Annotated in this window: 23 protein-coding genes; 14 read left to right on the top strand and 9 right to left on the bottom strand. The window is 65.7% G+C overall.

Going from position 1 to position 26834, the window contains the following annotated elements; translation table 11 throughout:
• Nucleotides 1-14 precede the first annotated feature (14 nt).
• Both ubiH and E0702_RS10230 read left to right on the top strand, forming a co-directional pair.
• Nucleotides 15-1226: a 2-octaprenyl-6-methoxyphenyl hydroxylase gene (gene ubiH / locus E0702_RS10225; RefSeq protein ID WP_132043470.1), complete on the top strand. Its 1212-nt coding sequence runs from the start codon at nucleotides 15-17 to the stop codon at nucleotides 1224-1226.
• Nucleotides 1227-1270: 44 nt separating this feature from the next.
• A complete protein-coding gene (locus E0702_RS10230; protein ID WP_132043472.1) occupies nucleotides 1271-2533 on the top strand; it encodes a UbiH/UbiF/VisC/COQ6 family ubiquinone biosynthesis hydroxylase in 1263 nt (420 codons plus the stop codon).
• 10 nt (nucleotides 2534-2543) lie between these two features.
• Here E0702_RS10230 and E0702_RS10235 read toward each other — a convergent pair whose 3' ends face one another.
• The 3 genes from E0702_RS10235 to gpmI all read right to left on the bottom strand — a co-directional run bounded on the left by E0702_RS10235 (nucleotide 2544) and on the right by gpmI (nucleotide 6635).
• A complete protein-coding gene (locus tag E0702_RS10235) occupies nucleotides 2544-3848 on the bottom strand; it encodes a S41 family peptidase (RefSeq protein ID WP_132043474.1) in 1305 nt (434 codons plus the stop codon).
• A 70-nt stretch (nucleotides 3849-3918) separates the two neighbouring features.
• Complete coding sequence (locus tag E0702_RS10240) at nucleotides 3919-5073, bottom strand: murein hydrolase activator EnvC family protein (RefSeq protein ID WP_240721716.1); 1155 nt, start codon at nucleotides 5071-5073, stop codon at nucleotides 3919-3921.
• Nucleotides 5070-6635: a 2,3-bisphosphoglycerate-independent phosphoglycerate mutase gene (gene gpmI / locus E0702_RS10245; RefSeq protein ID WP_132043476.1), complete on the bottom strand. Its 1566-nt coding sequence runs from the start codon at nucleotides 6633-6635 to the stop codon at nucleotides 5070-5072. Before gpmI ends, E0702_RS10240 begins: the two co-directional genes overlap by 4 nt.
• A gap of 309 nt (nucleotides 6636-6944) precedes the next feature.
• Between gpmI and E0702_RS10250 the strand changes: the two genes are divergently transcribed.
• From E0702_RS10250 to ruvX, 8 genes are read left to right on the top strand one after another with little or no spacing between them, the layout of a single operon-like run.
• Complete coding sequence (locus E0702_RS10250; RefSeq protein ID WP_132043478.1) at nucleotides 6945-7367, top strand: rhodanese-like domain-containing protein; 423 nt, start codon at nucleotides 6945-6947, stop codon at nucleotides 7365-7367.
• A gap of 46 nt (nucleotides 7368-7413) precedes the next feature.
• Nucleotides 7414-7926, top strand: a complete 513-nt coding sequence (gene secB / locus E0702_RS10255) for a protein-export chaperone SecB (protein ID WP_132043480.1) — start codon at nucleotides 7414-7416, stop codon at nucleotides 7924-7926.
• A gap of 24 nt (nucleotides 7927-7950) precedes the next feature.
• The gene (locus E0702_RS10260; protein ID WP_132043542.1) at nucleotides 7951-8694 is read left to right on the top strand and encodes a 16S rRNA (uracil(1498)-N(3))-methyltransferase; all 744 of its coding nucleotides are present in this window, start codon (nucleotides 7951-7953) and stop codon (nucleotides 8692-8694) included.
• A 58-nt stretch (nucleotides 8695-8752) separates the two neighbouring features.
• Nucleotides 8753-9472: a CvfB family protein gene (locus E0702_RS10265; RefSeq protein ID WP_132043482.1), complete on the top strand. Its 720-nt coding sequence runs from the start codon at nucleotides 8753-8755 to the stop codon at nucleotides 9470-9472.
• Between the two features lie 45 nt (nucleotides 9473-9517).
• Entirely contained in the window at nucleotides 9518-10486 is a 969-nt protein-coding gene (gene gshB, locus E0702_RS10270; RefSeq protein WP_132043485.1) for a glutathione synthase, read from the top strand.
• Between the two features lie 14 nt (nucleotides 10487-10500).
• Entirely contained in the window at nucleotides 10501-11421 is a 921-nt protein-coding gene (locus E0702_RS10275) for a TonB family protein (protein WP_132043487.1), read from the top strand.
• Nucleotides 11422-11438: 17 nt separating this feature from the next.
• On the top strand, nucleotides 11439-12011 hold the full coding sequence (locus tag E0702_RS10280; protein ID WP_132043489.1) for a YqgE/AlgH family protein: 573 nt from the start codon (nucleotides 11439-11441) through the stop codon (nucleotides 12009-12011).
• 28 nt (nucleotides 12012-12039) lie between these two features.
• A complete protein-coding gene (ruvX, locus tag E0702_RS10285) occupies nucleotides 12040-12498 on the top strand; it encodes a Holliday junction resolvase RuvX (RefSeq protein ID WP_132043491.1) in 459 nt (152 codons plus the stop codon).
• Between the two features lie 3 nt (nucleotides 12499-12501).
• Here the strand turns inward: ruvX and E0702_RS10290 are convergent, their stop codons facing one another.
• The 5 genes from E0702_RS10290 to E0702_RS10310 all read right to left on the bottom strand — a co-directional run bounded on the left by E0702_RS10290 (nucleotide 12502) and on the right by E0702_RS10310 (nucleotide 17422).
• Nucleotides 12502-13134: a hypothetical protein gene (locus E0702_RS10290; RefSeq protein WP_132043493.1), complete on the bottom strand. Its 633-nt coding sequence runs from the start codon at nucleotides 13132-13134 to the stop codon at nucleotides 12502-12504.
• A 75-nt stretch (nucleotides 13135-13209) separates the two neighbouring features.
• Nucleotides 13210-14238, bottom strand: a complete 1029-nt coding sequence (locus E0702_RS10295; RefSeq protein ID WP_132043495.1) for an aspartate carbamoyltransferase — start codon at nucleotides 14236-14238, stop codon at nucleotides 13210-13212.
• A 130-nt stretch (nucleotides 14239-14368) separates the two neighbouring features.
• On the bottom strand, nucleotides 14369-15565 hold the full coding sequence (locus E0702_RS10300; RefSeq protein WP_132043497.1) for a multidrug effflux MFS transporter: 1197 nt from the start codon (nucleotides 15563-15565) through the stop codon (nucleotides 14369-14371).
• A 138-nt stretch (nucleotides 15566-15703) separates the two neighbouring features.
• The gene (locus tag E0702_RS10305; RefSeq protein ID WP_132043499.1) at nucleotides 15704-16531 is read right to left on the bottom strand and encodes an IclR family transcriptional regulator; all 828 of its coding nucleotides are present in this window, start codon (nucleotides 16529-16531) and stop codon (nucleotides 15704-15706) included.
• Between the two features lie 102 nt (nucleotides 16532-16633).
• Nucleotides 16634-17422 carry an enoyl-CoA hydratase gene (locus E0702_RS10310; RefSeq protein WP_132043501.1) on the bottom strand — a complete coding sequence of 263 codons (789 nt, stop codon included), beginning with the start codon at nucleotides 17420-17422 and terminating at the stop codon, nucleotides 16634-16636.
• 198 nt (nucleotides 17423-17620) lie between these two features.
• On the opposite strand from E0702_RS10310, the gene E0702_RS10315 reads away from it, so the two are divergent.
• Genes E0702_RS10315 through E0702_RS10330 form a run of 4 tightly spaced genes read left to right on the top strand, consistent with a single transcriptional unit; the run spans nucleotide 17621 to nucleotide 25444 of the window.
• On the top strand, nucleotides 17621-20419 hold the full coding sequence (locus E0702_RS10315) for a type I restriction endonuclease subunit R (RefSeq protein WP_132043503.1): 2799 nt from the start codon (nucleotides 17621-17623) through the stop codon (nucleotides 20417-20419).
• Nucleotides 20420-20439: 20 nt separating this feature from the next.
• Nucleotides 20440-21987 (top strand): restriction endonuclease subunit S, encoded by a 1548-nt coding sequence (locus tag E0702_RS10320; protein ID WP_165927514.1) that lies wholly within the window; start codon nucleotides 20440-20442, stop codon nucleotides 21985-21987.
• Nucleotides 21984-23954: an ATP-binding protein gene (locus E0702_RS10325; RefSeq protein ID WP_132043507.1), complete on the top strand. Its 1971-nt coding sequence runs from the start codon at nucleotides 21984-21986 to the stop codon at nucleotides 23952-23954. The genes E0702_RS10320 and E0702_RS10325 overlap by 4 nt, the downstream gene beginning before the upstream one ends.
• Nucleotides 23951-25444 (top strand): class I SAM-dependent DNA methyltransferase, encoded by a 1494-nt coding sequence (locus E0702_RS10330; RefSeq protein WP_132043509.1) that lies wholly within the window; start codon nucleotides 23951-23953, stop codon nucleotides 25442-25444. Before E0702_RS10325 ends, E0702_RS10330 begins: the two co-directional genes overlap by 4 nt.
• An 82-nt stretch (nucleotides 25445-25526) precedes the next feature.
• Here E0702_RS10330 and serA read toward each other — a convergent pair whose 3' ends face one another.
• A complete protein-coding gene (gene serA / locus E0702_RS10335) occupies nucleotides 25527-26777 on the bottom strand; it encodes a phosphoglycerate dehydrogenase (protein WP_132043511.1) in 1251 nt (416 codons plus the stop codon).
• Between the last annotated feature and the right edge of the window lie 57 nt (nucleotides 26778-26834).

Genomic DNA, 26834 nt, shown 5'->3' on the forward strand with positions numbered 1-26834 from the left:
CGATGAGTCTCGAAATGACACTCCCGACAACAGAAGCGGTGGATATCGCCATCGTGGGTGGCGGTCTGGTGGGTGCCAGCCTGGCCTGTGCGTTGATGCCGCTGATCGAGCGTCACGGCCTCTCGGTTGCGGTGATCGAGGCGTCGCCCATCCTCGATCTGGCCGCGGCACCCTGGCAGCCCAGCTTCGATGCCCGTGCCAGTGCGATCTCCCTCGGCGCCGCCCTGCACTTCACCGAGATGGGGGTGTGGCCGACGATAGCCGAGCAGGCCACCGCCATTCGCCGCATCCATGTCAGCGAACGAGGCCACTTCGGGGCCACCCGCCTCGATGCCCAAGAGCTAGGGGTCGAGGCACTGGGCCATGTGGTGCCCAACGCCTGGCTGGGTCGCGTCCTGCATCAGCATCTCACCGGACTGCCGCTGGCCTGGCACTGCCCGGATCGCGTCGAGACGATCGAGCCGACGGCGAAGGGCTATCACCTGGGACTCGCCTCCGGCACCAATTTGCAGGCACGGCTCACGGTGCTGGCCGATGGCGGGCGCTCGGGCCTCAAGGAGCGCCTGGGAATCGCCAGCGACGTGCGTTCCTATGATCAGGTGGCGTTGATCGCCAGTGTCGAGGTGAGCCGCTTTCATCAGGGTGTCGCCTGGGAGCGCTTTACGCGCGAAGGCCCCATTGCCCTGCTGCCGCTCCAGGGCCAGACCATGGAGCTGGTGTGGACCCATGTCGCGGGAGACGAGCGGCGACGCCTGAGCCTTTCGCAGGGTGACTTCCTGGCCGAACTGCAGACGGCCTTCGGTGATCGGGCGGGGCGCTTCCGGCGTGTGGGCAGCCGTCATGCCTATCCGCTGAGCCTGGTGACCGCGCGCGAGACCACGCGGCCCGGACTGGCGGTGATGGGGAATGCGGCCCACTCCCTGCATCCGGTGGCCGGTCAGGGCTTCAACCTGGCACTGCGTGGGGTGATGGATCTGGTGGCGTCGCTGGAGGCGGGGCTGGCACACGGTCGCTCGGTCGGTGATACCGAGGTGCTGGAGGCCTTCGAGGCCCGCCGTGCTGGCGACCGCCACAGCGTGACCCGCTTCAGTGACGGGCTGATACGGTTGTTCGGCATCGACAGCCGGTTGCTGGGTCATGCCCGAGCCGCCGGTCTGGTCGGTCTCAACCTCGCCGGCCCCCTGAGGCGTGCGCTGGCTCGCCGCGCCATGGGACTGGAGCGATGAGTCGCGCCGACGAGGAATGTGAAGAGTCGAGAAGAGGCGAAGACATGAGTGTCACGGGAGATGGTGTAGCGAGTCGCTCGGCCAATGACCGCCATGAGGTGGTGATCGTTGGCGGAGGCATGGTGGGGGCCGCCTTGGCGGTGCTGCTCGGCGAGGCCGGGGTCGAGGTGGCCCTGGTGGATGCCAGGCCCGCGCTGCTGGATGCCGAGGCCGTGGGGCGAGGGCAGCCGGCGCGCCGGGTCAGCGCGCTGACACCGGTCTCGCAGCGGCTGCTGGAGGGGGTGGGCGCCTGGGCATGGATGGCGTCACGACGCATCAGCCCCTACCGCTATATGCAGGTCTGGGACGCCGAAGGGAGCGGTGAGGTCAACTTCTCCGCGGATCAGGCCGGCATGCCGGTACTCGGACATATCGTCGAGAACGATGTCACCCTGGCGGCGCTGGAGCGACGGCTGGAGGCGCTGCCCTCGGTACGCCTCTGCCTGGGCGCACGGGTCGAGGGGCTGGAAGGCGGTGGCGAGGGGCGGTGGATCGTGCTGGCCGATGGTCGCCGGCTGAGCGCTCCCCTGGTGGTGGCCGCGGACGGTGTCCGCTCCCCGCTACGCGACATGGCGGGCATTGCGCTCAGTGAGCGTGAGACCGGACATGTCGGCCTGGTGACCACGGTGCGTGTCGAGAGGCCCCACGGCGAGGTGGCGCGGCAGACCTTCCTGCCGACGGGCCCGCTGGCCTTCCTGCCCCTGGCGGTAGAGGAGCGGGAGCATCACTGTTCCATCGTCTGGTCTACCTCTCCCGCGGAGGCCGAACGCCTGGCGGGACTCCCGCGTGATGAGTTGGGGGAAGCACTGGCGGCGGCCATCGGTCATCGACTGGGCGTGGTAACGGTTCTCGACGAGGCGACCGGCTTCCCGCTGGTACAGCGCCATGCCAAGCGCTATACCCTGCCCGGTTTTGCCCTGGTGGGTGATGCCGCCCATGGCATTCACCCCCTTGCCGGCCAGGGAGTGAACCTCGGCCTGATGGATGCCGCGGTGCTGGCCGAGGAGCTGCTGGCGGCTCGTCGACGAGGCATGCGGCTGGGGGATGAGCGGATCCTGGCGCGCTATGCGCGGCGGCGGCGTGGTGATAACGCCGGCATGCTGGCGCTGATGGATGGCTTTCGACTGCTGTTCGGGGCACGCCATCCGGCGCTGACCCTGGGGCGCAATCTGGGGATGGGTAGCGTGGATCGCCTCGTTCCGCTCAAGCGATTGTTGCTGCAGCAGGCCACCGGCCAGCGCGGTCGCCTGCCTGTCAGCTGCCGCTGAACCGCCTGGCTCAGCGGTCGCGCTGGCGGACCACGTTGAGGGCCTTGAGCAGGTTAAGGGCCTCGCTGAGCTGGTAATCCTCGCGTAGCCGCTCGCTCCGCTCGGTCTTCTCCCGCGGGGCCTCCTGTGCGCCGAGATGGCCCTCCAGGTCGGCCTCGCGAACCCCGCGGCCGTTCTCGGTGACCTCCACGCGTCCGCGCACCACCCTGACGTCGGGTTCGATGCCCTTGGCCTGGATGGAGCGCCCACCGGGTGTGAAGTAGAGCGCGGTGGTGAGCTTGAGCCCCTCGCCGTTGCCCAGCGGCATGATCTGCTGGACCGACCCCTTGCCGAAGCTCTCGGTGCCCATCACCACGCCACGCTTCTGGTCCTGAAGGGCGCCGGCGACGATCTCCGCCGCCGAGGCGCTGCCGCCGTTGATCAGCACGACCAGCGGAACGTCGGGAGCCGCCGTTGTGGCGTTTGCCGAGAAGCGCATCTCGGTATCCGGCAGGCGCCCCTCGGTGTAGACGATCAGCCCCTCTTCCAGGAAGGCGTCGGCCACCGCGACGGCGGCCTGCAGGACCCCGCCGGGGTTGTTGCGCAGGTCGAGCACCAGCCCGTCCAGTTCTCCGTCGCGCGTCAGCTGGCGGATGTGTTCGCTCACCTGCTCGCCGGTACGGGTCTGGAACTGGCTGATGCGCAGATAGCCGAAGCCAGTAGTCAGCAGCTCGCTCTTCACGCTCTCGGTGCGGATATTCTCGCGTGTCAGCGGGATGCGGCGTGGCGAGCTTTCGCCCTGGCGCAGGATGGTCAGCTCGATCTCGCTGCCTGGATCACCGCGCATCAGTTCGACCGCCTCCTGAAGCGACAGGCCCTCGGTAGGCGTGTCGTCGATGCGCAGGATCTGGTCGCGTGCCTGCAGGCCGGCCCGCGAGGCGGGGGTGTCGTCGATGGGCGTGATCACCGTCAGCTGGCCATCCTCCATGCCGACCTCGATACCGATACCGCCGAACTCCCCCTGGGTCGACTCGCGCAGGCTCTGGAAGGCCTCGCGATCGAGATAGGAGGAGTGTGGGTCGAGCTCGCTGAGCATGCCACGCATGGCGTTGCGCAGCAGGCTGGCGTCATCGACCTCCTCCACATAGGCGCGCTTGATGCGCTCGAACACCTCGGCGAAGGTCTGAATCTCGGCGATTGGCAGCTCATCATCGGCGACCTGGGCGGTCGCCGTCAGCGGTAGCGTCAGCAGGGCCAGGGGCAGCAGCCTGGCCAGCAGGCGTCGAGGCGAGCAGGAGCGAGAGAGCCTGCCCGGCAGGGGAAGCGCTGGGGTCATGCGAACTCCGCTGTTCCGGAACGGTGAGCGACCAGCATAGCCCGCCGCCGGCCTGCATGGAAAGCGGCGTTCAGCGGCGGGCGATCCATGTCTGGGGGTCGATGGGGGTGCCGGCGCGACGCACCTCGAAATAGAGTGCCGGGCGGCGATGGCCCCCGCTCCTGCCCACGGCGCCGATCGTCTCGCCCCGCGAGACCGGACGGCCGACCTGGGCGATAAAGTGCTGCAGGTGGGCGTGTAGCGTCATCACGCCATCACCGTGGTCGATGATCAGCAGGTTGCCGAAGCCGCGCAGCCAGTCGGCGAAGACCACCCGGCCGGCATGCACGGCGCGTACCGGGCTGCCCTCGGCGGCCAGGATCAGAATGCCGTTGCGATGGACGGCCTCGCCGGCGCCGAAGCGCGAGGCGATGCTGCCCTGGGCCGGCCAGGGGAGCTCACCGCGGGTGCGTTCGATGGCGGTGGAGGGGGGCGGGCGCTGCAGGCGGGCCAGCTGCTCCTGAACGTCGCGCAGTACCTGCTCGGCGCGCTCGCGGTCCTGCTCCAGGGAGGCGAGCCGGGCGGCCTCGCCGCTGTGGCGGCTCTCCAGCTCCGCGACCAGGTTCGAGCGTTCGTGCATCTGTTCGGCCAGCTCGGCGCTGCGGGTGGCGAGTTCGGCGGCGAGGGCATCGAGGCGGTCACCGCGGGTTTCGAGCTCACCTCGGGTCTCGGCCAGTGCCGTGTCGAGGCGTGCGAGCTCGTCGAGACGGGCGCGTCGGGCGCGGGCCAGATGGTTCAGGTAGTGCTGCAGCCGGTCCAGCCGTGCCGGATCGTCCTGATTGAGCAGCAGCTTCAGCTGGGGCGAATGGCCCAGTCGATAGAGTGCATCGAGCTGGGCATGGATGGCCTCGAGCTGGGCGCTCCGCTCGGCGTCGAGTTCGTCGCGGCGCGACTGCAGGGTTTCCATCTCGGTGCCCAGCTCGCGTCGCTCGGCCTGGAGTTCATCGAGGCGACGATGGGTGGTGGCCAGCGAGGTCTCGATCTCCTCCAGCTGGCGAGCCGCCGCGTTGCGGGCCTGGCGGGTGGATGCCAGGCGCCGATCGGCCTCCTCGATGGCCTCGCCGATGGCGTCGAGGCGCTCCCGTACCGCCTCCTCGCTGGGCTGGGCCGCCAGCGGCCCAGCCAGGAGCAGCGTCAGCAACAGGGTGCCTGGGAGGGTGACGCTCCTGAACATCCTGTCGCTCATTCAAGCTCGAGCAGGACGCGTCCACTCATCTCCTCGGGGGCAGGCTGCTTCATCATCGCCAGCAGGGTCGGGGCGATATCGCACAGGCTGCCGTCGTCGCGGAATCGAGCCGGGCGCTCGCCGACATAGATCAGCGGCACCTGGAAGGTGGTATGGGCGGTCTGGGGGGCGCCGGTCTCGGGATTGATCATCTGTTCGGCATTGCCGTGGTCGGCGGTGACCAGGCAGGCACCGCCGGCGCGCTGGATCGCCTCCACCACACGGCCTACACAGCCATCGACGGTCTCGATGGCCTTGACCGCGGCATCGAAGTCACCGGTGTGACCGACCATGTCGCCATTGGCGTAGTTGCATACGATCAGGTCGAAGCGGCCGGAGTCGATCGCTTCCACCAGACGGTCGGTGACCTCGTGGGCGCTCATCTCGGGCTTCTCGTCATAGGTCTTCACGTCCCGGGGAGAGGGCACCAGGATACGCTCCTCGCCACGGTACTCGGCCTCGCGACCGCCGGAGAAGAAGAAGGTGACATGGGGGTACTTCTCGGTCTCGGCGATGCGCAGCTGGGTCAGGCCACGGCTCTCGACTACCTCGCCGAGGGTGTTGTGAAGATCCACCGGCGGGAAGGCCGCCGGCGCGGGGATCTCGGCGGCGTAGCGGGTCAGGGTCACCAGGCCCTCGGCGGCGAGTCGCGGATGTACACGGCGCTCGAAGCCCTCGAAGCTCTCGTCGACGAAGGCCCGGGTCAGTTCCCGGGCGCGGTCGGCACGGAAGTTCATGAACAGGGCGGCATCGCCCGTCTCGAGGGTGACCACTTCCCCGGCCGGGCGTACGCTGGTGGCGGCCACGAACTCGTCGGTCTCGCCGCGCTCGTAGGCGGCGCTCAGGCCCGCCTCGGCGCTGGCGGCGACGTACTCGCCTTCGCCCTCGGTGAGCAGACGATAGGCCTTTTCGACGCGCTCCCAGCGGTTGTCACGATCCATGGCGAAGTAGCGGCCGATGATCGAGGCCACGAAGCCTTTGTCGGCGCCGACCAGCTCGGCGAGACGCGCATTGGTGCGCTCGATGGAGGCCTGGGCGCTCTGGGGCGGCATATCGCGGCCATCCAGGAAGGCGTGCACGAAGATGCGTGTGGCGCCACGACGGGCCGCCAGCTCGGCGGCGGCGAGGATATGCTCCTCGTGGCTGTGCACCCCCCCCGGCGAGAGCAGGCCCAGCAGATGGACCGCACGCCCCGCGGTCACGGCCGCGTCGATGGGCGCGGTGAGGACCTCGATGCTATCCAGGTCGCCCTCCTCGATGGCCTTGGTGATGCGTGTGAAGTCCTGGTAGACGACCCGGCCCGCGCCGAGATTCATGTGGCCCACCTCGGAATTGCCCATCTGGCCATCGGGGAGTCCGACATGGCGGCCATCGGTATGGATCAGGGTGTGGGGATGCTCGGCCCACAGGCGGTCCATGACCGGGGTATCGGCGGCTTCCACGGCGTTGTTGGCCGGGTCGGGATTGTGGCCGTAGCCATCGAGGATGATCAGGGCGACGGGGCGCGGGGCGTTGGCGGTCATGGCGAATGTCCTCGAAGCGTGAAAGGCGCGACCCGGCCCGGGCGGCTGGGGCCTCTCGTGCATGCCGATACCCAGGTCCAGAGGGCGATGCGGGGCGTTCGGGGTCGCGGTAGGAAGTGTCTTGCGGCATCATATCGCAGGCGGCATCGTGCGTCATGGCTCCCCGCGGCCAGAGGCTGCGGCGGTACCTCCGGGGCGGCCTGATTCGTCGGCGCCGACCTCGTGTATACTAGGCGCCCGGGCGCGCCCCAGCGCCCCTGTTTATTTACGTGTTATTCACGAGCACCGAGACGAGAGTTATTCGTACCCATGATCGATCAGCTGTTTGAATTCGTGCAGAACCACCCGCTGCTGGTGGGCGCCTTCCTCCTGGTACTGACCGCCTGGATCCTCTATGAGGCGCGTAACAGTGCCGCCAGTGGCGTAACCTCCGGTGAGGCGACCCAGCTGATCAACCGCGAGGATGCGGTGGTGCTGGACACCCGGGAGTCGGGTGACTTCAAGTCTGGCCATATCGCTGGTGCCCGCAATATTCCTCAGAGTCGCCTCGATGAGCGCATGAACGAACTCGAGAAGGTCAAGGAGAAGCCGATCATCGTGGTCTGCAAGCACGGCCAGGCCGCCGGGGCGGCCGTGGCCAAACTCTCCAAGGCCGGTTACTCTCGAGTGCTCAAGCTCAAGGGCGGCATGACGCAGTGGCAGGCCGACGGTCTGCCCGTGGTCAAGAAGTAGCCATTGTTTGCCGTAAATTTGTTTACCGTATAAAAGGACCTTTCCCATGGCGGAAGAGAATAACCAGGGCGCCGACGGCCAGGCCGCCGGCCAGCAGGACAAGCCGCAGCTGCAGTTCGCCGTGCAGCGCATCTACGTCAAGGATATCTCCTTCGAGGCACCCAACTCGCCGGCGGTCTTTCAGCAGCCCTTCAAGCCCAAGGTGGGCCTGAACCTGGATACCACCAGCACCCAGGTGGGTGATGGCCTCTACGAAGTGACGATCAAGGTCACCGCTCAGGTGACCCACAGTGAGGAGGGCACGACCTCCTTCCTGGCGGAGCTCGAGCAGGCCGGTCTGTTCCGCATTACCGGCATCGAGGGCGAGCAGCTCGACCACACCCTGGGCGCCTTCTGCCCCAATGTGCTCTTCCCCTATGCCCGTGAGTGCATCGATAACCTGGTCAATCGTGGTGGTTTCCCGCCGCTGATGCTATCGCCGGTCAACTTCGAGGCGATCTACGCCCGCAAGAAGCAGCGCGCGGCCGAACAGGGCCAGGACGCGCCGGCAACCCAGTGATGCAGCGCGAGTGGCTCTAAGGTGATGACCAAGAGATCGCCGCGTATCCACGTCGCCGCCGACCTGCGTGTCGGCGGCGACGTCGTTCTGCCCGAGGGGCCTGCCCGCCATGTGGCGCGGGTGTTGCGCCTGGGTGAAGGGGCCGCGCTGCGGCTGTTCGACGGCGCGGGCCTCGAAGCCAGTGCGGTGCTGGTGGAGGCCTCGCGCAAGCGGGTAGTCGCGCGTGTCGAGTCGGTGACCACCGGAGCCTGCGAGTCGCCGTTGACGGTGCACCTGGGTCAGGCGATCTCCAAGGGGGATCGCATGGACTACGCCATCCAGAAGGCCGTGGAGCTCGGCGTGGCCGCCATCACACCGCTCTATACCGAGCATGGTGATGTACGCCTGAAGGGTGATCGCGAAACGAAGAAGCTTGCCCACTGGCAGGCCGTGGCGGCCAGCGCCTGCGAGCAGTGTGGACGTGCCGTGGTACCGCCGGTGCACCCACCCCTCGGCCTGGCCGACTGGCTGGTCGAGCGCGACGAGGCACTCCGCCTGGTGCTGCATCCGGAGACCGACGGAGGTCTGGATAGCGAGCCACCCCCCGACGGCGTGGCCCTGCTGATCGGTCCCGAGGGTGGGCTGGCCGAGGCGGAGGTCGCGGCCGCCCGCGAGGCTGGCTTCGGGCCGCTCTCCCTGGGGCCGCGTATCCTGCGTACCGAGACCGCTCCGGTGGTGGCACTCTCCCTGCTGCAGTACCGTTTCGGGGATCTTGACGAGAATCGCTGACACTTTCGCTCGGCTCCATCGAGTGCCGCTCCACCCTACCTCTCTATGGATATATATCATGACCGATCGCCGCGACTCCCGTTCCGCCCCTTCTGGCCCTGCTGCCCAGCGCCCCGGGCGACGCTATCGTGCGCCGAAGTGTCACGTGGGCGAGGTGGCCTATCTGGAGGTGGTCACCGTCAATGATATCGGCGCCTTTCTCGACTGGGGGCAGCCCCGTGACCTGTTGCTTCCCTATGGAGAGCAGCGTTTCCGGCCCAGTGTCGGCAAGCGAGTGCTGGTCCGCATCTACGAGGACCAGCAGGGGCGGCCGGTAGCCTCCCAGAAGCTCGAGCGCTTCGTTGCCGATGAGGCCGAGGGGCTTCGCGCCGGCGACGAGGTGATTCTGGTGGTCGCCGAGCAGACCGACCTCGGCCTCAAGGCGGTGGTCAACCACCGCTTCTGGGGCGTGCTCTATCGCGATGACATGACCCGACCGCTGCGTCGTGGCCAGCGCCTGACCGGCTACGTGAAGCGGCTGCGCGAGGACAACCGCCTGGATCTCTCGCTGCTGCCCCCGGGCGAGGCGCGCCTGGATGTGGTGGGAGAGACGGTGCTCAAGGCGCTGCGTGAGAGCGGTGGCTACCTGCCGCTGGGTGACAAGAGCGATGCCGCCGAGATCAAGGCGCGTCTGGGAGTCAGCAAGAACGCCTTCAAGCAGGCCATCGGCCGGCTCTACAAGCGTCGGCTGATCACCCTGGAGCCTACCGGCATCCGGCTGGCGCCCAGCGGCGAGTAGCCGGCATACTGGCCCTATTCATACTCTCGACCGGAATCCGACCCCATGAGCGAACGTGCGCTGAAGATCGGCGTGGTGATGGACCCCATCGCGGACATCACCTACAAGAAGGATACCTCCCTGGCCCTGCTGTGGGCCGCCCGGGATCGCGGTGCCTCGCTGCACTATCTCGAACCCGGTGATCTCTTTCTGCGTGATGGGCGAGCCTTCGGGCGCATGCGCGACCTCGAGGTGCATCGCGACCCCGGTCACTGGTATGACCTGGGCGAGCCCTCGCCGCGTCCCCTGGCCGAGCTGGATGTGATCCTGATGCGCCAGGACCCGCCGGTGGATACCGACTTCCTCAATGCGGTGCATCTGCTCGGCTTCGCTGAGCGCGAGGGGGTGCTGGTGGTCAACCCCACCCGGGCGCTGCTCGAGTGCAACGAGAAACTCTTCGCTCAGCAGTTCCCCCAGTGCTGTGCGCCGACCCTGGTCTCGTGCAGCGAGACCGAGCTGCGCGCCTTTCATGCCGAGCATCAGGATGTCATTCTCAAGCCGCTGGACGGCATGGGCGGCAGCGGGATCTTTCATGTCGGCCCCGAGGGGCGCAACCTGGGGGCGGTGATCGAGACCCTTACCGAGCGTGGCCGGCGCCAGATCATGGCCCAGCGCTACCTGTCCGAGATCAAGGATGGTGACACCCGCATCCTGCTGGTGGATGGCGAGCCGGTGCCCTATGGCCTGGCCCGGGTACCGATGGCGGGCGAGACCCGCGGCAATCTGGCCGCCGGCGGCAACGGAGTCAGTCGCGAGCTTACCGAGCGTGATCACTGGCTGGTTGGCCAGGTGCAACCGATGATTCGCGAGAAGGGGCTGATGTTCGTGGGACTCGATGTGATCGGTGACTTCATCACCGAGATCAACGTGACCAGCCCCACCTGTGTGCGCGAGATCGACGACCAGCGTGGTACCGATATCGCCGGCCTGCTGATGGATGCCATCGAGCGTCGCCTCGCGGCGGCGCGAGGCTGAGGCGCGAGGCCACCATGACGCTTGCCGTCGGCGACCCCATCCAGTATGCCCCGGTCACCCGCTCCTATCGGCGCTGGCTGGCCTGGTCACTGGCGCTGCTGCTGCACCTGGCGCTGATCGGCGTGGTGGCGAGCTGGCAGTTCGCCGCGCCCCCCCCCGAGCGCTCGAGCCTCGACGTGGTGTTGGTGACTCGCCCCGCCGAGGCGCCGGTAAACGCCGAGGCCATCGCCGAAACCGACCAGCAGGCGGCCGGCACCCAGCAGGAGGAGGCGCCTGCCGAGTCGCGTGCGGCCCCGGTGGAGGCCCCGGCAACGGCGCAGCAGGGGGCCAGGGATGTCGACCCCGCCACGCCGGCACCACCCGAATCGGCCGAGCGGGTCACTCCCGAGGCACCGCCGGTCGAGGAGGCGCCATCGGTGGCGGAATCCGAGACCGAGAGTCCGAGGCCGCCGACACTCCGTGAGGCCCCTCAGACGGCGGCTGCCGAGGCCGAGCCTCGAGTGGCGACGCCGACCGCCTCGGGCCGTGACCTGCTCGCCGATGCCACTCGCAGCATCCGCGAGCAGGGCCTGGCACCGACCTCCCGGGGCCTCGACAGTGCAGCCCCTCGTCAGGCCGCCCAGCGCGCCGCCGAGGCGCGCTATATCGATGACTGGACGCGACGTGTCGAAGCCTATGGCAACCGTGTGCATCCGGCACCGCGTCATCTTCAGGGCCAGCTGCGCATTCGGGTGGTAGTCGGTCGTGGTGGCGAGTTGCGCCAGGCGGAGGTGGTACAATCGTCGGGACATCCCGAACTCGACCAGGCGGCGCTGGATACCGTTCATGGTGCCGCACCCTATCGCCCCTTCGATGCGGGCATGGGCAACCTGGACACGCTCTCCATCACTCGCGTCTGGCGGTTCGGTCAAGGCAACAATTACGGCGTGCGTTAGAACCGCCGGGGAGTCTCATGCAATCCGTGGAAAACTTCGGCCTGAAAGATCACTTCCTGCTGGCGATGCCACACCAGGAAGATCCCAATTTCGCCGGCACGCTCGGCTATCTGTGTGACCATGACGAGAAGGGCACCATGGGGGTGATCGTCAACCGCCCCCTCGAGCTGACGCTGGAAGCGCTGTTCGAGCAGCTCGACCTCGGCGGCGAGGAGAGTCCGCATCGCAACGCACCGGTCTACTTCGGTGGTCCGGTGCACAAGGATCGTGGCTTCATCCTGCATCGCGGCGTCAGCGATGAGTGGGACTCCAGCATTCAGGTCACCGATGAGGTTGCCCTGACCACCTCCATGGACATGCTCCAGGCGCTGGCCGCTGGTCGTGGCCCCGAACATTTCCTGGTGTGCCTGGGCTGCGCCGGGTGGGAGTCGGGCCAGCTCGAGGCCGAGTTGCTCGACAATGCCTGGCTGACCGTGGAGGGGCGCAGCGATATCCTCTTCGAGGTGCCACCGGAGCAGCGACTGAATGCCGCCGCGGGTATTCTCGGTGTCGACCTCAACCTCATGACCCGCGAGGCGGGGCACTCATGAGCAGTCCCCTGATGGCAGGAGGTCGTTGATGGCCAGGCCAGGCGAGCGCCTGATCCTGGGCTTCGACTTCGGCACTCGCCGCATCGGTGTGGCGGTGGGCAACGAGCTGCTGGGCAGCGCCCGGGAGCTGGACCCCTTGCCGGCCCGGGAGGGCATTCCCGACTGGAGACAGGTGGGGCGACTGGTCGAGGAGTGGCAGCCCGACCTCTTCGTGGTGGGCCTGCCGCTCACGGCGGCGGGTGAGGAGCAGGAGATGAGCACCCGTGCCCGCAAGTTCGGCAAGCGCCTGTTCGGGCGTTACGGGTTGCCCTGCGAGATGGTCGATGAGCGCGGCTCCACCGGCGAGGCCAAGGCGATCGCCCGGGAGCGTGGCCATCGGGGCAGCTGGCGTGACGAAGGTGTCGACGGCATCAGCGCGGTGCTGATCGTCGAACGCTGGTTCGTCGCCCGTGAGGGGCTGCCCCGCAAGGGCGTGGAGCAGCGCTGAGCCTCAGGCAGCGTCGGGGCGCTTGAAATCTCCTACCGAGACGCCGGCGAACTTTTCCAGGAAGAACACCAGCGTGGCGGGGTGGCGGAAGCGCTCCTCGAAGGCCTCGCGCTCGGCGTGGCGACGGCGCGTCACGCTGGCGTGGTACGCATCGCCGGTCTTGACCACCGTGACCCGAGACTCGCGTTCACCATCACGACTCTCGGCCTGCAGCGGGCCCTCCCCCTCCTCCAGCATCGCCTCCAGCCGCCGGGCCGCTTCCAGCTCCTCGGGCGTGGCCCAGTGGGCCTGGTCGCGGTCGCCGTAACGATAGAGGATCACCACCAGCAGCAGCGAGAAGATCGTGCTGGCCAGCATCCAGGTGAGCATTTCGCCGGAGAGCGACAGACTGAATATCGCCCACAGCTGGATCAGGGCCACCACGGCCAGCACCGCCGCCAGGGGTCGCCAAAGGCCCGGGTTCATGAAGCCGCGGTTGAGGGTATACCCCCATAGCCCCACGACCGCCAGGGCCCCGAGAGCGAGGTGAACCAGCGATAGGGCACTGCCGCCGCCGGCCAGCAGGGCAATGGCCCCGACCAGCAGCAGCACGGTATAGAAGAGGGCCAGTAGCCGATAGGCGCGTTGCAGATTCATGTCGTGGTGCCTCTTGCCGCCAAGGGGAAGGGATCACCCCTCAGCATAGGCGAGGGCAACGACTCCGCCCGTTGCCTACAGCGCCGGGTCGTCAACGCCCAGGCGAGGCGGCACGAACCAGCGCACCGGCCGCAGCTCCCGCTCGATCAGCTCGTCCACCTCGAGCAGGGTGGCGAAGATCGCCATGCGTACCGGGATGCCGTTGTCGGTCTGGCGGAAGACCGCCAGGCGTGGGTCGCCGTTGAGGTCGACATCGAGATCGTTGGCCTCGGGGCGGCTGTCCCGGGGCAACGGGTGCATCACCAGGGTGTCGCGTCCACAGCGAGTGTCGAGGAAGGCACGGTCCACGGTGAAGTCGCGTGACAGGCAGAAGCCCTCGCTCATCTCGGCGGTAAAGCGCTCCTTCTGGATGCGCGTTGTATAGACCACGTCCACATCGGCATACTCCTGGGCCAGGCTGTCGCGCTGCTCGACGCGGTGGCCCCGGGAGGTCACCAGGTCGATCAGCTGGCTGGGCATCTCCAGTCCCGGCGGCGCCACCAGGGTGATGCGCATGGGGGCGTAGAGGGACAGCAGCTTGATCAGCGAGTGGACGGTGCGCCCGTACTTCAGATCACCGGTCATCAGCACATGGGCACCGGCAAGCGACTTGCCCAGCCGGGTGAACTCCTTGTCGATGGTGTAGAGGTCGAGCAGGGCCTGGCTTGGGTGTTCGCCGGGCCCGTCGCCGCCGTTGATCACCGGCACATGGGTGGCGGCGGCGAACTCGGCCACCGATCCAAGCTCCGGATGGCGCATCACGATGGCATCGCAGTAGCCGCTCATCACCCGGCTGGTGTCGTAGAGCGACTCGCCCTTGGCCATGGAGGAGAAGGTGAAACCGGTGGTGTCGCAGACGCTGCCACCGAGGCGGCAGAAGGCGGCATTGAAGCTGACCCGGGTACGGGTGCTGGCCTCGAAGAAGAGATTGCCGAGCACGGCCCCTTCCAGCACGCGGGTGACCTGGCGCCGCTGGGCGATGGGCTCCATGCGGGCGGCTACCCGCATCAGGTGATCGACATCGTCGCGGGACAGGGAATCGACGGAGAGCAGATGGTGACTCATCGGCATGGCCTCGGCTGGGGCGAATGAACGGCCGCTAGTGTAGCGCCGAGGGCGGTCGGGTTCACCGGTTGTAGCAGATGGTTTCGTGTACCTCCGCTGTGAGCGGGGTCAAGTGCCTGCCAAACTCGACTCACACCGAGGATTTGCCACGCTGTCTGATCAATCCAGCGTAGGCCGTGAACGAAATCAGCCCGCCCAGCGCGATGGCAATCGCCATGGTGCGTGAGGTGCCGTCATGGAACTGGCCCACCAGCGCTCCGCCCAGCGCGGCGATCGTCATCTGCAGGAAGCCGAACAGTGACGAGGCCGAGCCAGCACATTGAGGGTTCGGGGCGAGAGCCCCGGCCATGCTCTGGGGCATCACGATGCCGAAACCGAACAGGAAGATGACGTGGGGGGCGATCACGGCCCATGGTTCGTGAACCCCCGCGATGGCCAGGATGGCCATGGTGGTGCCGGCCAGGGCGCACATCAGGCTGGCCAGCATCAGCAGGTAGTCGCGTCCCAGGCGCTGGCTGTAACGGCCACTGCATAGCGTGCCGAAGAAGAAGCCGGCGACGATCAGGACAAAGCCGCTGCCGTACTGAAAAGGCGACAGGCCCATGTACTCGATAAGCACGAATGATGACCCGGAGAGAAAGGCAAACAGGCCGGCAAAACCACTGGCGTTGATCAAGGTATAGCCAACGAAGCTGCGTTGAGTCAGCAGCATGCGGTAGTTGGCCAGGATCATCCCAGCCGTCATCGATTGTCGACGATTGGCGGGTAGCGGTTCGGGTATCATCAGGATGAGAATCAGCAGCATGATGGCGGCATAGATCGCCAGCAACATAAAGACCGACTCCCAGCCGAAGAACAGCAGAAGCCCTGCCCCTACCGCTGGCGCCAGTGCCGGCGCCAGCGCCATGGTACTGGCCATATGAGAGAGAGCGCGCCCGGCCGCGATGGGGTCGTAGATATCACGCACGGCGGCGCGTGCTAGCACGGGGCCTGCGGCGCCGCCGAAGGCCTGCAGAAAGCGTCCAACGAGCAGCCATTCGATAGTCGGCGCGACGACGCATAGCAGGCTGGCAGCGAGAAACAGCGCGAGGCCGGCGACCATCACGGGCTTGCGGCCGAAATGGTCAGAGACTGGCCCGACAAACAGCTGGGCCAGGGCGAAGCCTGCCATGTAGAAGCTCAGCGTCAACTGAACCTGGTCGGGACCGGTATCGAGAGCCTCGGCCATGCTGGGCATGGCAGGCAGGTACATATCGGTGGCCAGCGGGCCCAGGGCAGTCAGTGCGGCCAGGATCAGGATGGTGGCGGGAGAAGTCAGCCTCAGCACCGGAATCTCCTTGAGATTATTATCCTGCAGAAAAGAAAACGGGCAGGACCTCGGGGGCGCCCCGATGTCGTGCCCATTCCATTAGCCTGCTAGTTTATCAGTGGGCGTTCGGCCGTGTCTTCGCACACCTGCGAGTGACTAGCTTGTCGTCGGAACACACCCACCCAGCCGGGCGGTAATCTCGGCGGCGGTATCGCGCACCAGGGCCCCCAGCTCCAGAAGGCGTGCTTCCGGGATACGCGCTACCGGGCCGGAGACGGAGAGGGCGGCCAGCGGGGTGCCGTGCTCATCGTGGATGCAGGCGGCCACGCAGTGCAGGCCGATGGCATGCTCCTCGCGGTCGCAGGCGAAACCCAGCTGGCGAATCTCCGCCAGGCCCTCGCGTAGGCTCCCGGGGGTGTGCAGGGTGTTCTCGGTGACCCGAGGCAGGCCGCGCTCGATAAGGACCCGCTCGAGCTCCTCCTCGGGGAGCCAGGCCATCAATGCCTTGCCCACCCCCGAAGCGTGCAGCGGGGCACGGGAGCCGAGGCGGGTGATCATGCGCATCATCTGCGGCGACTCGCTCTGGGCGAGGAACACCGCGGTGCCGCCGTCGCGGATGCCGAGGTTGGCCGTTTCGCCGGTCTGGTCGGTGAGCCGGCGCAGGAAGGGACGGCTGGTGCCGACGAAGTCTCGGGCCTCGAGGAAGCTGTTGCCGACGCGAAAGGTCTTGACGTCGACCTTCCACACGCCGAGCTCGCTATCCTGAGTGATGAACCCCTGACTCTGCAGCGCCTGCAGCAGGCGGTGAGTGGTGGAGGGGGCCAGGTCGGCTTGTTCGGCGAGCTCCGAGAGTGCCAGGCCTCCGGGGTGCCCGGCCAGGCGTTCCAGAAGATTAAGGCCGCGCACCAGCGACTGGCTGTGGCCGCCGCTGGCCTTGCCCGACCCCGCGGGACGCCCCGCCGTTCTGCGCTTCACTTCACTCACCCTGCTGCTCCTTATGGCTTGGCTTCGCCGGCACAGGATACCCTGTCGACAGGTGTCTGTCGTGCCTTCGGAAATCGCTTCCATTAACCCTTGTCGCAGGGATCAGCGGTCCTGCCATACGGGGCGACGCTTCTCGATAAAGGCATCGATGCCTTCGGCGACGTCCTCCGCCAGCATGTTGCCGGCCATCACATCGCCGGCGAAGGTGTAGGCCTCGTCCAGGGGCATGCGCAGCTGGCGCTGAAACATCGCCTTGCCGGTGCGTACCGCCACCGCGCTCTTGGCGCAGATGCTGGTGGCAAGCTCGGCGACTGCCTCGTCGAGCCGCTCGTCATCGGCGACGCGATTGATCAGCGCCCAGTCGCGGGCGGTGTCGGCGTCGATGAACTCGCCGGTAAGCAGCATCTCCATGGCGTGCTTGCGGGCCACGTTGCGCGACAGGGCCACCGCCGGGGTGGAGCAGAACAGCCCGGCGTTGATGCCGGAGACGGCGAAGCGTGCCGAGCGTGCCGCCACCGCCAGGTCGCAGCTCGCCACCAGCTGGCAGCCCGCCGCGGTGGCGATGCCCTGAACCCGGGCGATCACCGGGACCGGCAGCTCGACGATGGCCTGCATCACCTTGGCGCAGCGGGTGAAGAGTGCCTGGAAGTAGTCGCGGTCGTCACCGTGGGCGCGCATCTGCTTGAGATCGTGGCCGGCGCAGAAGGCGCGCCCCTCGGCGGCGAGCACCACGCAGCGTACGGCGCCGTCGTCGGCCAGCTGCTCGAGCTCGGTGCCCAGCGCTTCGAGCATCTCCTCGGAGAGAGCATTGAAGCTACCCGGGCGGTTGAGGGTCAGGGTGGTCACGCCTTCGGCATCGTGGCGCAGCACCGGTGGGGTCGTTTCGCTCATGGGTGTCTCCTGTTGTTGTTCGGGTCTGTCCTGACGATGCCATAGCCTAGCGCGGCCGGGCCACCCGACGCATTGCGACCTTGGCTCGGACTTTCCCAGACTGGCCCGGCATGTCGGCAAGGGTGAAGCACACAGCTGACATCGGTATGCTGGGAGTCTCCACGCAATTGGTGATGTGGCTCCTTCAGGATGAATAGTATGGCAACGGAAGCAGGGGGGCTTGGCCCGGAGCAGCAAGCGCGTCGACGTATCGACCGCCAGCTGGAGGCGTCCGGGTGGACGGTGCAGACCATGCACGAACTGGCGCCCAATGTGGCATGCGGCGTGGTGGTACGCGAGTTTCCCACCGATACCGGCCCGATGGACTATCTGCTGATGGTGAATGGTCAGGCGGTTGGCGTGATCGAGGCCAAGCGTGAAGAGGCCGCGGAGCGACTGAACGTTGTCGAAGATCAGTCCAGCCGCTATGCGAACTCGGCGCTCAAGCATCTCGGCCAGGTTGCACTGTACTTTGTCTTCGAGTCGACGGGTACCATCACCTGGTTCACCGACCTGCGCGACCCCGTTCCCCGGGCCCGCGAACTCTTCCAGTTTCCCCGCCCCGAAACGTTGGCCAGGCAGCTGGCTGAAGCGCAGACGCTGCGGGCTCGGCTGCAGGCGCTGCCGGCAAGTGCGCCGCTTGGGCCCACCGGGCTGCGCGACTGCCAGTTCCAGGCCATCTCACGGCTGGAAGCCTCACTTGCCGAAGGGCGACCGCGTGCCCTGGTGCAGATGGCCACCGGGGCCGGCAAGACCTTTACCGCCATCACCTCCATCTATCGGCTGCTCAAGTTCGGCGGCGTGCGCCGTGTGCTGTTTCTGGTCGACACCCGCAACCTCGGCGAGCAGGCCGAGGGGGAGTTTGCCCAGTATCTGCCCCAGGACGACAACCGCAAGTTCACCGAGCTGTATACGGTAAGCCGCTTGACCAGCAGTCATGTGCCGGCGGATGCCGAGTTGATCATCTGCACCATCCAGCGCCTCTACTCGATTCTCAAGGGCGAGCCGCTGGACGAGGTCGACGAGGAATCGCCGCCGGAGGGTCTCGAGGCGCTGCGCCGTGAGCCGCTGCCGGTGGTCTACAATGCGAAGATCCCACCGGAGTTCTTCGACGCGATGGTGATCGATGAATGCCATCGCTCCATCTACAACCTTTGGCGCCAGGTGCTGGAGTACTTCGACAGCTTCCTGGTCGGCCTGACCGCCACGCCGGATAGCCGCACCTATGCCTTCTTCCAGCAGAATGTGGTGAGTGAATATACCCTTGAGCAGTCGGTGGTCGACGGCGTCAACGTCGACCACCGAGTTTGGCGGATCGATACCGAGGTCACCCGCCAGGGCAGCCGTATCGAGGCCGAAGAGCTGATCGAGAAGCGCGAGCGGCTGACCCGCCGCCGGCGTTGGCAACAACTCGACGAACCCCTCGACTACCAGGGCACCCAGCTCGATCGTTCGGTGGTCAATCCCTCGCAGATTCGCACCGTGCTCCAGGCCTTTCGCGATGGCCTGCCGCAGATGTTTCCCGAGCGAGTGGATCGCGAGGGTCGCGTCGAGGTGCCCAAGACGCTGATCTTCGCCAAGACCGACAGCCACGCCGACGATATCATCCGCATCGCCCGCGAGGTGTTCGCCGAGCGCAACGACTTCTGCAAGAAGATCACCTACCGCATCGACGAGGACCCGCGCAGCGTGCTGGCCAGCTTTCGCAACGACTATCTGCCACGCATCGCCGTGACCGTCGACATGATCGCCACCGGCACCGACGTGAAGCCGCTGGAATGCCTGCTGTTCATGCGCGACGTGAAGAGCCGCAACTACTACATGCAGATGGTCGGGCGCGGCACGCGCAGCCTGGATGCCGACGGTCTGCGTGCCGTATCACCCACTGCCAAAGGCCCCAAGGAGGGCTTCGTGCTGGTGGATGCGGTGGGTGTCAAGGATTCCGAGAAGCGCGAGACCGGTGCCCTGGAGAAGGCGCCCACGGTCTCCACCAGGGATCTGATGACGGGTGTGACCCTGGGCGTGCGTGACGAGGAGACGCTCAGCAGCCTGTCCGGCCGCCTGGCACGCCTGGCCAAGCGCCTGGATGCCGAGCAGCATGCCCAGGTGCGCGAGCAGACCGGCGGCGTGGGTCTCAACGAACTGGCCTCGCGACTGCTCGGCGTTGATGATCCCGACGCCATCGAGGTCGAGGCCCGCCAGCGGTTCGGCCTGGCGGAGCAGGAGACCGTGACCAGCGAACAGCGTGATCAGGTGCGCGAGGCGCGCGCCGCGACCGCTTGCGCGCCGATCAACGGCCCGCTGACCACTCTGCTGGAAGAGTTGCGCCAGCGCAGCGAGCAGGTGGTGGACGATGTCAATCTGGACGAGTTGACCCACAGCGGCTGGGAGGGCGAGCTGGAGACCCACCGCGCGGCGCTGCGCCGCGACTTCGCCGCCTGGCTGGAGGCCCATCGGGATGACCTCACCGCCCTGACCATCTACTATGCCCAGCCCCAGCGGCGAGCCGAGCTGACCCAGGCGATGATCAAGGAACTGCTCACCACCCTGAGGCGCGAGCAGCCCGGCCTGGCCCCGGCGAGGGTGTGGGAGGCCTATGCGGCCCTGGATGACGTGACGGTGAAACAGCCGCGCAGCGAGCTGGCCCAGATCGTTGCCCTGGTGCGCCGCGTCTGCGGCTGGGACGAGACGCTGACGCCCTACGCCGAGACCGTGCGGCGCAACTTCAAGCGCTGGATCTTCGATCGCCACGCCGGCAACCGCACCAAGTTTACCCCCGAACAGCAGGCCTGGCTGGAAATGATCCGCGACCATGTGGCGGCCAGCTTCCATATCGAGCTCGAGGACTTCGACTATGCGCCTTTCGATGGCGAGGGCGGCATCGGCGCCATGGTCGAGCTGTTCGGCGAGGAACTCGACCCGCTGCTCAATGAAATCAATGATGCCTTGGCGGCTTGATGCTTTTTTGGAGCCTTGATATGACACTACCCGCCACATGGCAAACGGCTTCCATCGGCGAGCTCCTTTTGGATGTGGAGAAGGGTGAGCCTTCAGCGTGGCATGAAGAGAGTTTTTTTTATGTCGATATTGCCTCGATAGATTCTTTGGCCATGAAGGTGTCTTCTCCATCGGAGATAAGGGTTGATGAAGCACCATCGAGGGCAAGGCAGCACTTACAAGCTGGAGACGTTGTGTTCTCCACCGTTCGCCCCTATCTAAAGAATATTGGGCTGATTGAAGAGTGGCTGGACGGGCAGGTCGCATCTACTGGCTTCTGTGTGCTGCGTGCTGATGAAGATATTTCGTATAAATACCTCTATTATTTTGTAATAAGCGACGATTTTATCGAGAGATTGAAGCCTCTCCAGCGAGGCACCAGCTATCCTGCGGTGAGAGATGCTGATGTAAAGAGCATATCCATTCCGTTGCCGCCAGCTAATGAACAACGCCGTATCGTGGCCAAGATCGAGGCGCTATTTTCAGAAATTGACCACGGCGTGGAGGAGCTCAAGGCCGCCCAGCAAAAGCTCAAGAGGGCACGCCAGGCGCTGCTCAAGGCTGCCTTTGAAGGCAAGCTGACGGCTCGCTGGCGAGCCGAGAACCCGGACAAGCTGGAAAGCCCCGACGCCCTGCGCCAGCGCATCCAGGCAGAGCGCGAGGCCTATCATCGGTGCCAGCTCGAGCAGTGGGAGAAAGCCGTCGAGGAGTGGAGGGCCAGTGGCAGCGAAGGCAGAAAGCCGCGCAAGCCGAAACCCATCAAATTACTTTCAGAGTTGGAAGACCACGAGTTACCAGAACTATGTGAGGGCTGGGCATGGCTCAGAGTTGCTGAAGTTGGCCAGGTGGGAACCGGTGTTACACCTCTCAAGCGAAAGGAAGATTATTATAGGAATGGAGGTGTTCCTTGGATAACGAGTGGTGCGCTAAATAAGGATTTTGTTTTAGAGCCATCGGGATATGTCACTCAATTGGCTCTTGAAGAAACTAATTTGAGGCTTTATCCGGCTGGGACTATCTTGGTGGCTATGTATGGAGAGGGTAAAACGCGCGGCAAATGCTCCGAGCTAAGGTTTGAAGCTTCCACGAATCAGGCGATAGCGGCAATTGAGTTGGTAGAAGGTGGGGGCTTGAAGAAAAGTTACCTTAAATGGTTTCTAAAAATGAACTACGAAGATATCCGTAGGCGCTCATCTGGCGGTGTGCAGCCAAATCTAAATCTGGGTATCGTAGAGCAGCTGATGTTTCCCGCCCCTGGTCCTGATGAGCAAGCATTGGTATGTGAAACGCTTGAAAGCCAGATGTCGTACATTGATCAATTGGACATAATTTTAATAAATGCCCGCCAGCGCGCCGAGTCGCTGAAGCAGTCCATCCTGATGCAGGCCTTCTCCGGCCGGCTGGTGCCCCAGGATCCGGACGATGAGCCGGCCAGCGAGCTGCTGGCACGGATTCGCGCCGAGCGTGAGGCCGAGCAAGCCACGGCACCCCGGCGTCGCCGGGTGAATAAAGCAGAGGCCACTTCATGACGGCCACTGCCGCCGAGCTGCTGGAGCAGTTGCGCCTGCTCGATGAGTCGGAGCGCATCGAGGCCAAGCGCGGTCAGCAGTTCGGCAAGTCGATGTTGGAGACCATCTGTGCCTTCGCCAATGAGCCGGGCCTCGACGGTGGCTTCCTGCTGCTGGGCGTCGTCGGCGATGGCCAGGGCCACTATCGCGTCGAAGGCGTTCCCGATCCCGATACGCTGCTGAACGATCTGCACTCGGCCTGTGCCTCGACCTTCAACGTACCGCTACGGGTGCAGGCGGTGACCGAGCGGGTCGAGGGTCAGCGGTTGGTGGTGGTGCAGGTGTCGGAGGCGCGTGCGGCCGACAAGCCGATCTACTTCACGAAGTCCTCGCTGCCTAAAGCCGCCTGGCGGCGCGGTCCCAACGGCGACTATCGCTGCAACGAGCATGATCTGGAGCTTCTGTATCAGCAGCGCGCCCAGCTCGAGTTCGATCGTTCGGTGCCATCCGGCGCGCGCCGTGACGACATCGACCCGGATGCCCTCGAGGACTATCGCCGGGATCGCCGCAAGATGAATCCCAACGCCGAAGAGCTCGACTACAGCGACGACGAATTGCTCGAGGCGCTGGGGGCAGCCGCCTGGCAGCAGGGCGAGCTGACGCCGACCCTGGCAGGCATCCTGCTGTTCGGGCGGCGCATGGCTATTCGCCGTCTGCTGCCGGCCCACCGGGTCGACTATATTCGCGTGACCGGCAAGGAATGGATCGAGGACCCCGACGAGCGCTTCACCACCCTCGACATGCGCGACACCCTGCCACGGCTGATCAATCGCGCCTCGGCCGCCGTGATGGACGATCTGCCTTCGGCCTTTCATCTGCCTCAGGGCAGCGCGCGGCGTGAGGAAAAGCCGTTGATTCCCGCCAAGGTGATCCGCGAGGCCATCGTCAATGCGGTGATGCATCGCAACTACCGGGCCAACCAGCCCGTGCAGGTCATCCGCTTCAGCAACCGTATCGAGATACGCAACCCTGGATACTCGCTCAAGCCGGAAGAGCAGCTGGGCCAGCCGGGCAGCGCCTGGCGCAACCCCACCTTGGCCACCGTGCTCCACGAGACGGGGTTTGCCGAAACCAAAGGCAGCGGTATTCGCGTCATGCGCCGGCAGATGGAGCGGGCGGGGCTGACGCCCCCGGTCTTCGAGTCGGTGCGCCATGAGGACCGCTTCTTGGCGATGCTGCTGTTCGTGCACTTCCTGGATGCCGAGGCCGTCGAGTGGCTCAAGCACTTCCGCCCCTGGTCGCTTTCCGAGGAGGAGTGTCGGGCGCTGCTGTTCGTGCGGGAGACGGGGCGCATCACCAATGCCGACTACCGGGATCAGAACCGCGTCGATACCCTGATGGCCAGTCAGCAGCTCACACGCCTGAGGGATCTGCATATCCTCCAGCAGGTCCCCAGGGGAGCGGCCACCTTCTATGTGCCGGGTGAGTACTTTCCCCACCCCGCCGCGGGTGCCGAGCCCCCCTTGCCTGACGGCCAGGCCGGTCTGCCGCTGGAGAGTGGGCCCTTACCTGACAGCCTGGAGGGCTTACCTGACAACCTGGAGGGCTTACCTGACAACCTGGAGAGCTTACCTTCGGAGTCGGGGAAGTTACCTGACAACCTCGAGCGCTTCTCTGACAGCGGGGAGTCGGCCTACGCTACGCTGTTATCCGAGCTGCCTGCAGAGTTGAAGGTTCAGGTGGCGGCCCTTGGGCAGCGTGCACGTCAGCCTCATGGACTGAGCGGGCTGATCGTCGCGCTCTGCGGGCATCGTCCTTATCGCCCGCAGGAGCTTGCCTGCCTGTTGAAGCGGAATCAGCGCTATCTACAGACCCAGTACCTGACGCCCCTCAAGCAGCGGGGCCGGCTCGAGTATCGCTATCCCGATGAGCCCCACCATCCCCACCAGGCCTATCTGGCCGTATCAGACGATCGAGAACGCGAATGAACGCCGAAACCCTTGCCTCCAAGGTCTGGAACTTCTGCCATACCCTGCGCGATGACGGCGTGGGCTATGGTGATTACCTGGAGCAGCTGACCTACCTGATCTTCCTGAAGATGGCCCATGAGTACAGCCAGCCGCCCTACCGCCGGGAAGTGGGCGTGCCCCCGGGGTATGGCTGGCCTTCGCTGACCTCGCGCAAGGGAGCGGAGCTGGAGGCTCACTATATCGATCTGCTGCGCACACTCGGCCAACAGCCGGGCATGCTCGGTCAGATCTTCACCAAGGCCCAGAACAAGATCCAGGACCCGGCCAAGCTGGCGCGCATTATCGCCATGATCGACGCCGAGTCGTGGACACGACTCAACGCGGATGTGAAGGGCGACATCTACGAGAGCCTGCTGGAACGTAACGCCGAGGACACCAAGTCCGGGGCGGGGCAGTACTTCACGCCCCGGGCGCTGATCCAGGCCATGGTGGCCTGCGTGCAGCCGGCACCGGGCAAGACCATCGCCGACCCTTCCTGCGGCACCGGTGGGTTCTTCCTGGCCGCCTATGACTGGTTGATGGACCATCATGGCGCCGAGATGGACCGAGAGCAGAAGCACTTCCTCAAGCACGGCACCTTCCACGGCAACGAGATCGTGGCCAACACGCGCCGGCTGTGCCTGATGAACCTCTTTCTGCACAACATCGGTGAGATCGACGATCAGCCGACGGTCCTGTCCACCGATGCCCTGGTCAGCCCTGCGCCATATCGCTACGACTATGTGCTGGCCAATCCGCCTTTCGGGCGCAAGAGCAGCATGACGGTGACCAACGCCGAGGGCGACGAGGAGGCGCAGGAGTTCGTCTACAACCGGCAGGACTTCTGGGCGACGACCTCCAACAAGCAGCTCAACTTCGTGCAGCATATTCGCACGATGCTCAAGGAAAATGGCCAGGCCGCAGTCGTGGTGCCGGACAACGTGCTCTTCGAAGGCGGTGCCGGGGAGACGGTGCGCCGCAAGCTGTTGGAGACGACGGAGCTGCATACTCTGCTGCGCCTGCCCACTGGGATCTTCTATGCCAACGGCGTAAAGGCCAACGTGCTGTTCTTCGATAACCGCCCTGGGCGAGCGGAGCCCTGGACGGAGCAGGTATGGGTCTATGACTACCGCACCAACGTGCATCACACCCTGAAGAAGAAACCGATGCGCCTTGCGGACCTGGAAGCATTCATCGCCTGCTATCAGCCGCAGGACCGCTCGGCTCGCCGGCCCACCTGGAGCGAGCAGAACCCCGAAGGGCGCTGGCGAGCCTTCAGCCGTGAAGAGATCCTCAAGCGTGACAAGGTCAGCCTTGACCTGTTCTGGCTCAAGGATGACTCGCTTGGCGACCTGGACAACCTGCCGGCGCCGGACGTGCTGGTGGGTGAGATCATCGAGCATCTGGAGTCGGGGCTCGAGGCGTTTCGCCGTGTCTCCGAAGAGCTCGATTCGACGCCGGTGGCTTGAAAAAGGGGCACCCCGGAACGCAAGCCGCCGCGTCGTGAAGACGCGGCGGCGAGGAGTGCGGCACCGGGCTGGCGTGACGGGATCAGATGTCCTGGCTACCCTCGGAGTAGAGCACGCGCACCTTGAGGGTGTGCGCCACCTGGCGCAGGGCGTCCAGCGCCTGGGGGCCGTAGGCCTTGTCCACATCGATGACCACGTAGCCGACCTTGTCGTTGGTCTGCAGGTACTGGCCGGCGATGTTGATGCTGTTCTCGGAGAGCACGCGGTTGATCTCCGACATGACGCCCGGCACGTTGTCGTGGATATGCAGCAGGCGGTGCTTGCCCGGGTGAGACGGCAGTGCCACTTCGGGGAAGTTGACCGAGGTGACGGTGGTGCCGTTATCGGAATAGGTCGCCAGCTTCTCGGAGACCTCGATGCCGATATTCTCCTGTGCCTCCAGGGTCGAGCCACCGATATGCGGGGTCAGGATGACATTGGGCAGGCCGCGCAGCGGGCTCTCGAACTCCTCGTCATTGCCCTTGGGCTCGACCGGGAAGACATCCACGGCGGCACCGTTGAGGCGCCCCTCGCGAATCGCCTCGGCCAGGGGCTCGATCACCACCACGCTGCCGCGGGAGGCATTGATCAGGATGCCCCCCGGCTTCATGCAGGCGATCTGCTCGGCGCCGATCATCCAGCGAGTGGAGGGCAGGTCGGGGACATGCAGGCTGACCACATCCGCCTTCGCCAGCAGCTCCTCGAGGCTGCCGACCTGGCGGGCGTTGCCCATGCCCAGCTTGGCGACCACATCGTAGTAGATGACGTCGAAGCCCAGTGACTCGGCGAGCACCGAGAGCTGGGAGCCGATGCTGCCATAGCCGACGATGCCCAGGGTCTTGCCGCGGGCCTCGTGGGAGTTCTTGGCGCTCTTGAGCCAGCCGCCTTCGTGGGCACGGGCGCTCTTCTCGGGGATGCCGCGCAGCAGCATGATCGCCTCGGCCAGCACCAGCTCGGCCACCGAGCGGGTATTGGAGTAGGGCGCGTTGAACACCGGAATACCGCGTGCCAGGGCGGCATCGAGGTCGACCTGATTGGTGCCGATGCAGAAACAGCCCACGGCCACCAGCTTCTCGGCGGCGGCAAACACCCGCTCGTTGAGCTGGGTGCGCGAACGGATGCCGATGAAGTGCACGTCACGGATCTTCTCGATCAGTGCGGCTTCATCCAGTGAGGTGGGCAGGTGCTCGATATTCGAGTACCCGGCGTTGCGAAGATTGTCCACCGCGGTCTGGTGGATGCCCTCGAGAAGCAGGATCTTGATCTTGCTCTTGTCCAGGGACGTCTTTGCCATGGTCGAATCAACCCCTTCCGGCGCGAGCCGCATGCTGTGTCAGAAACTGGTGAGGCG

The sequence above is a fragment of the Halomonas marinisediminis genome (assembly GCF_004347715.1).
In the GTDB taxonomy this organism is placed as follows: domain Bacteria; phylum Pseudomonadota; class Gammaproteobacteria; order Pseudomonadales; family Halomonadaceae; genus Halomonas; species Halomonas icarae.

Excerpts from the sequence above, each read along its gene's own strand:
- E0702_RS10330 (WP_132043509.1), top strand. The coding sequence starts at position 23,951 with ATGAACGCCGAAACCCTTGCCTCCAAGGTCTGGAACTTCTGCCATACC.
- ubiH (WP_132043470.1), top strand. The coding sequence starts at position 15 with ATGACACTCCCGACAACAGAAGCGGTGGATATCGCCATCGTGGGTGGC.
- E0702_RS10325 (WP_132043507.1), top strand. The coding sequence starts at position 21,984 with ATGACGGCCACTGCCGCCGAGCTGCTGGAGCAGTTGCGCCTGCTCGAT.
- E0702_RS10230 (WP_132043472.1), top strand. The coding sequence starts at position 1,271 with ATGAGTGTCACGGGAGATGGTGTAGCGAGTCGCTCGGCCAATGACCGC.
- E0702_RS10260 (WP_132043542.1), top strand. The coding sequence starts at position 7,951 with ATGACCAAGAGATCGCCGCGTATCCACGTCGCCGCCGACCTGCGTGTC.
- E0702_RS10320 (WP_165927514.1), top strand. The coding sequence starts at position 20,440 with ATGACACTACCCGCCACATGGCAAACGGCTTCCATCGGCGAGCTCCTT.
- secB (WP_132043480.1), top strand. The coding sequence starts at position 7,414 with ATGGCGGAAGAGAATAACCAGGGCGCCGACGGCCAGGCCGCCGGCCAG.
- E0702_RS10265 (WP_132043482.1), top strand. The coding sequence starts at position 8,753 with ATGACCGATCGCCGCGACTCCCGTTCCGCCCCTTCTGGCCCTGCTGCC.
- E0702_RS10250 (WP_132043478.1), top strand. The coding sequence starts at position 6,945 with ATGATCGATCAGCTGTTTGAATTCGTGCAGAACCACCCGCTGCTGGTG.
- E0702_RS10310 (WP_132043501.1), bottom strand. The coding sequence starts at position 17,422 with ATGAGCGAAACGACCCCACCGGTGCTGCGCCACGATGCCGAAGGCGTG.
- E0702_RS10290 (WP_132043493.1), bottom strand. The coding sequence starts at position 13,134 with ATGAATCTGCAACGCGCCTATCGGCTACTGGCCCTCTTCTATACCGTG.
- E0702_RS10235 (WP_132043474.1), bottom strand. The coding sequence starts at position 3,848 with ATGACCCCAGCGCTTCCCCTGCCGGGCAGGCTCTCTCGCTCCTGCTCG.
- E0702_RS10295 (WP_132043495.1), bottom strand. The coding sequence starts at position 14,238 with ATGAGTCACCATCTGCTCTCCGTCGATTCCCTGTCCCGCGACGATGTC.
- gpmI (WP_132043476.1), bottom strand. The coding sequence starts at position 6,635 with ATGACCGCCAACGCCCCGCGCCCCGTCGCCCTGATCATCCTCGATGGC.
- E0702_RS10280 (WP_132043489.1), top strand. The coding sequence starts at position 11,439 with ATGCAATCCGTGGAAAACTTCGGCCTGAAAGATCACTTCCTGCTGGCG.
- ruvX (WP_132043491.1), top strand. The coding sequence starts at position 12,040 with ATGGCCAGGCCAGGCGAGCGCCTGATCCTGGGCTTCGACTTCGGCACT.
- gshB (WP_132043485.1), top strand. The coding sequence starts at position 9,518 with ATGAGCGAACGTGCGCTGAAGATCGGCGTGGTGATGGACCCCATCGCG.
- E0702_RS10275 (WP_132043487.1), top strand. The coding sequence starts at position 10,501 with ATGACGCTTGCCGTCGGCGACCCCATCCAGTATGCCCCGGTCACCCGC.
- E0702_RS10315 (WP_132043503.1), top strand. The coding sequence starts at position 17,621 with ATGGCAACGGAAGCAGGGGGGCTTGGCCCGGAGCAGCAAGCGCGTCGA.
- serA (WP_132043511.1), bottom strand. The coding sequence starts at position 26,777 with ATGGCAAAGACGTCCCTGGACAAGAGCAAGATCAAGATCCTGCTTCTC.
- E0702_RS10240 (WP_240721716.1), bottom strand. The coding sequence starts at position 5,073 with ATGAGCGACAGGATGTTCAGGAGCGTCACCCTCCCAGGCACCCTGTTG.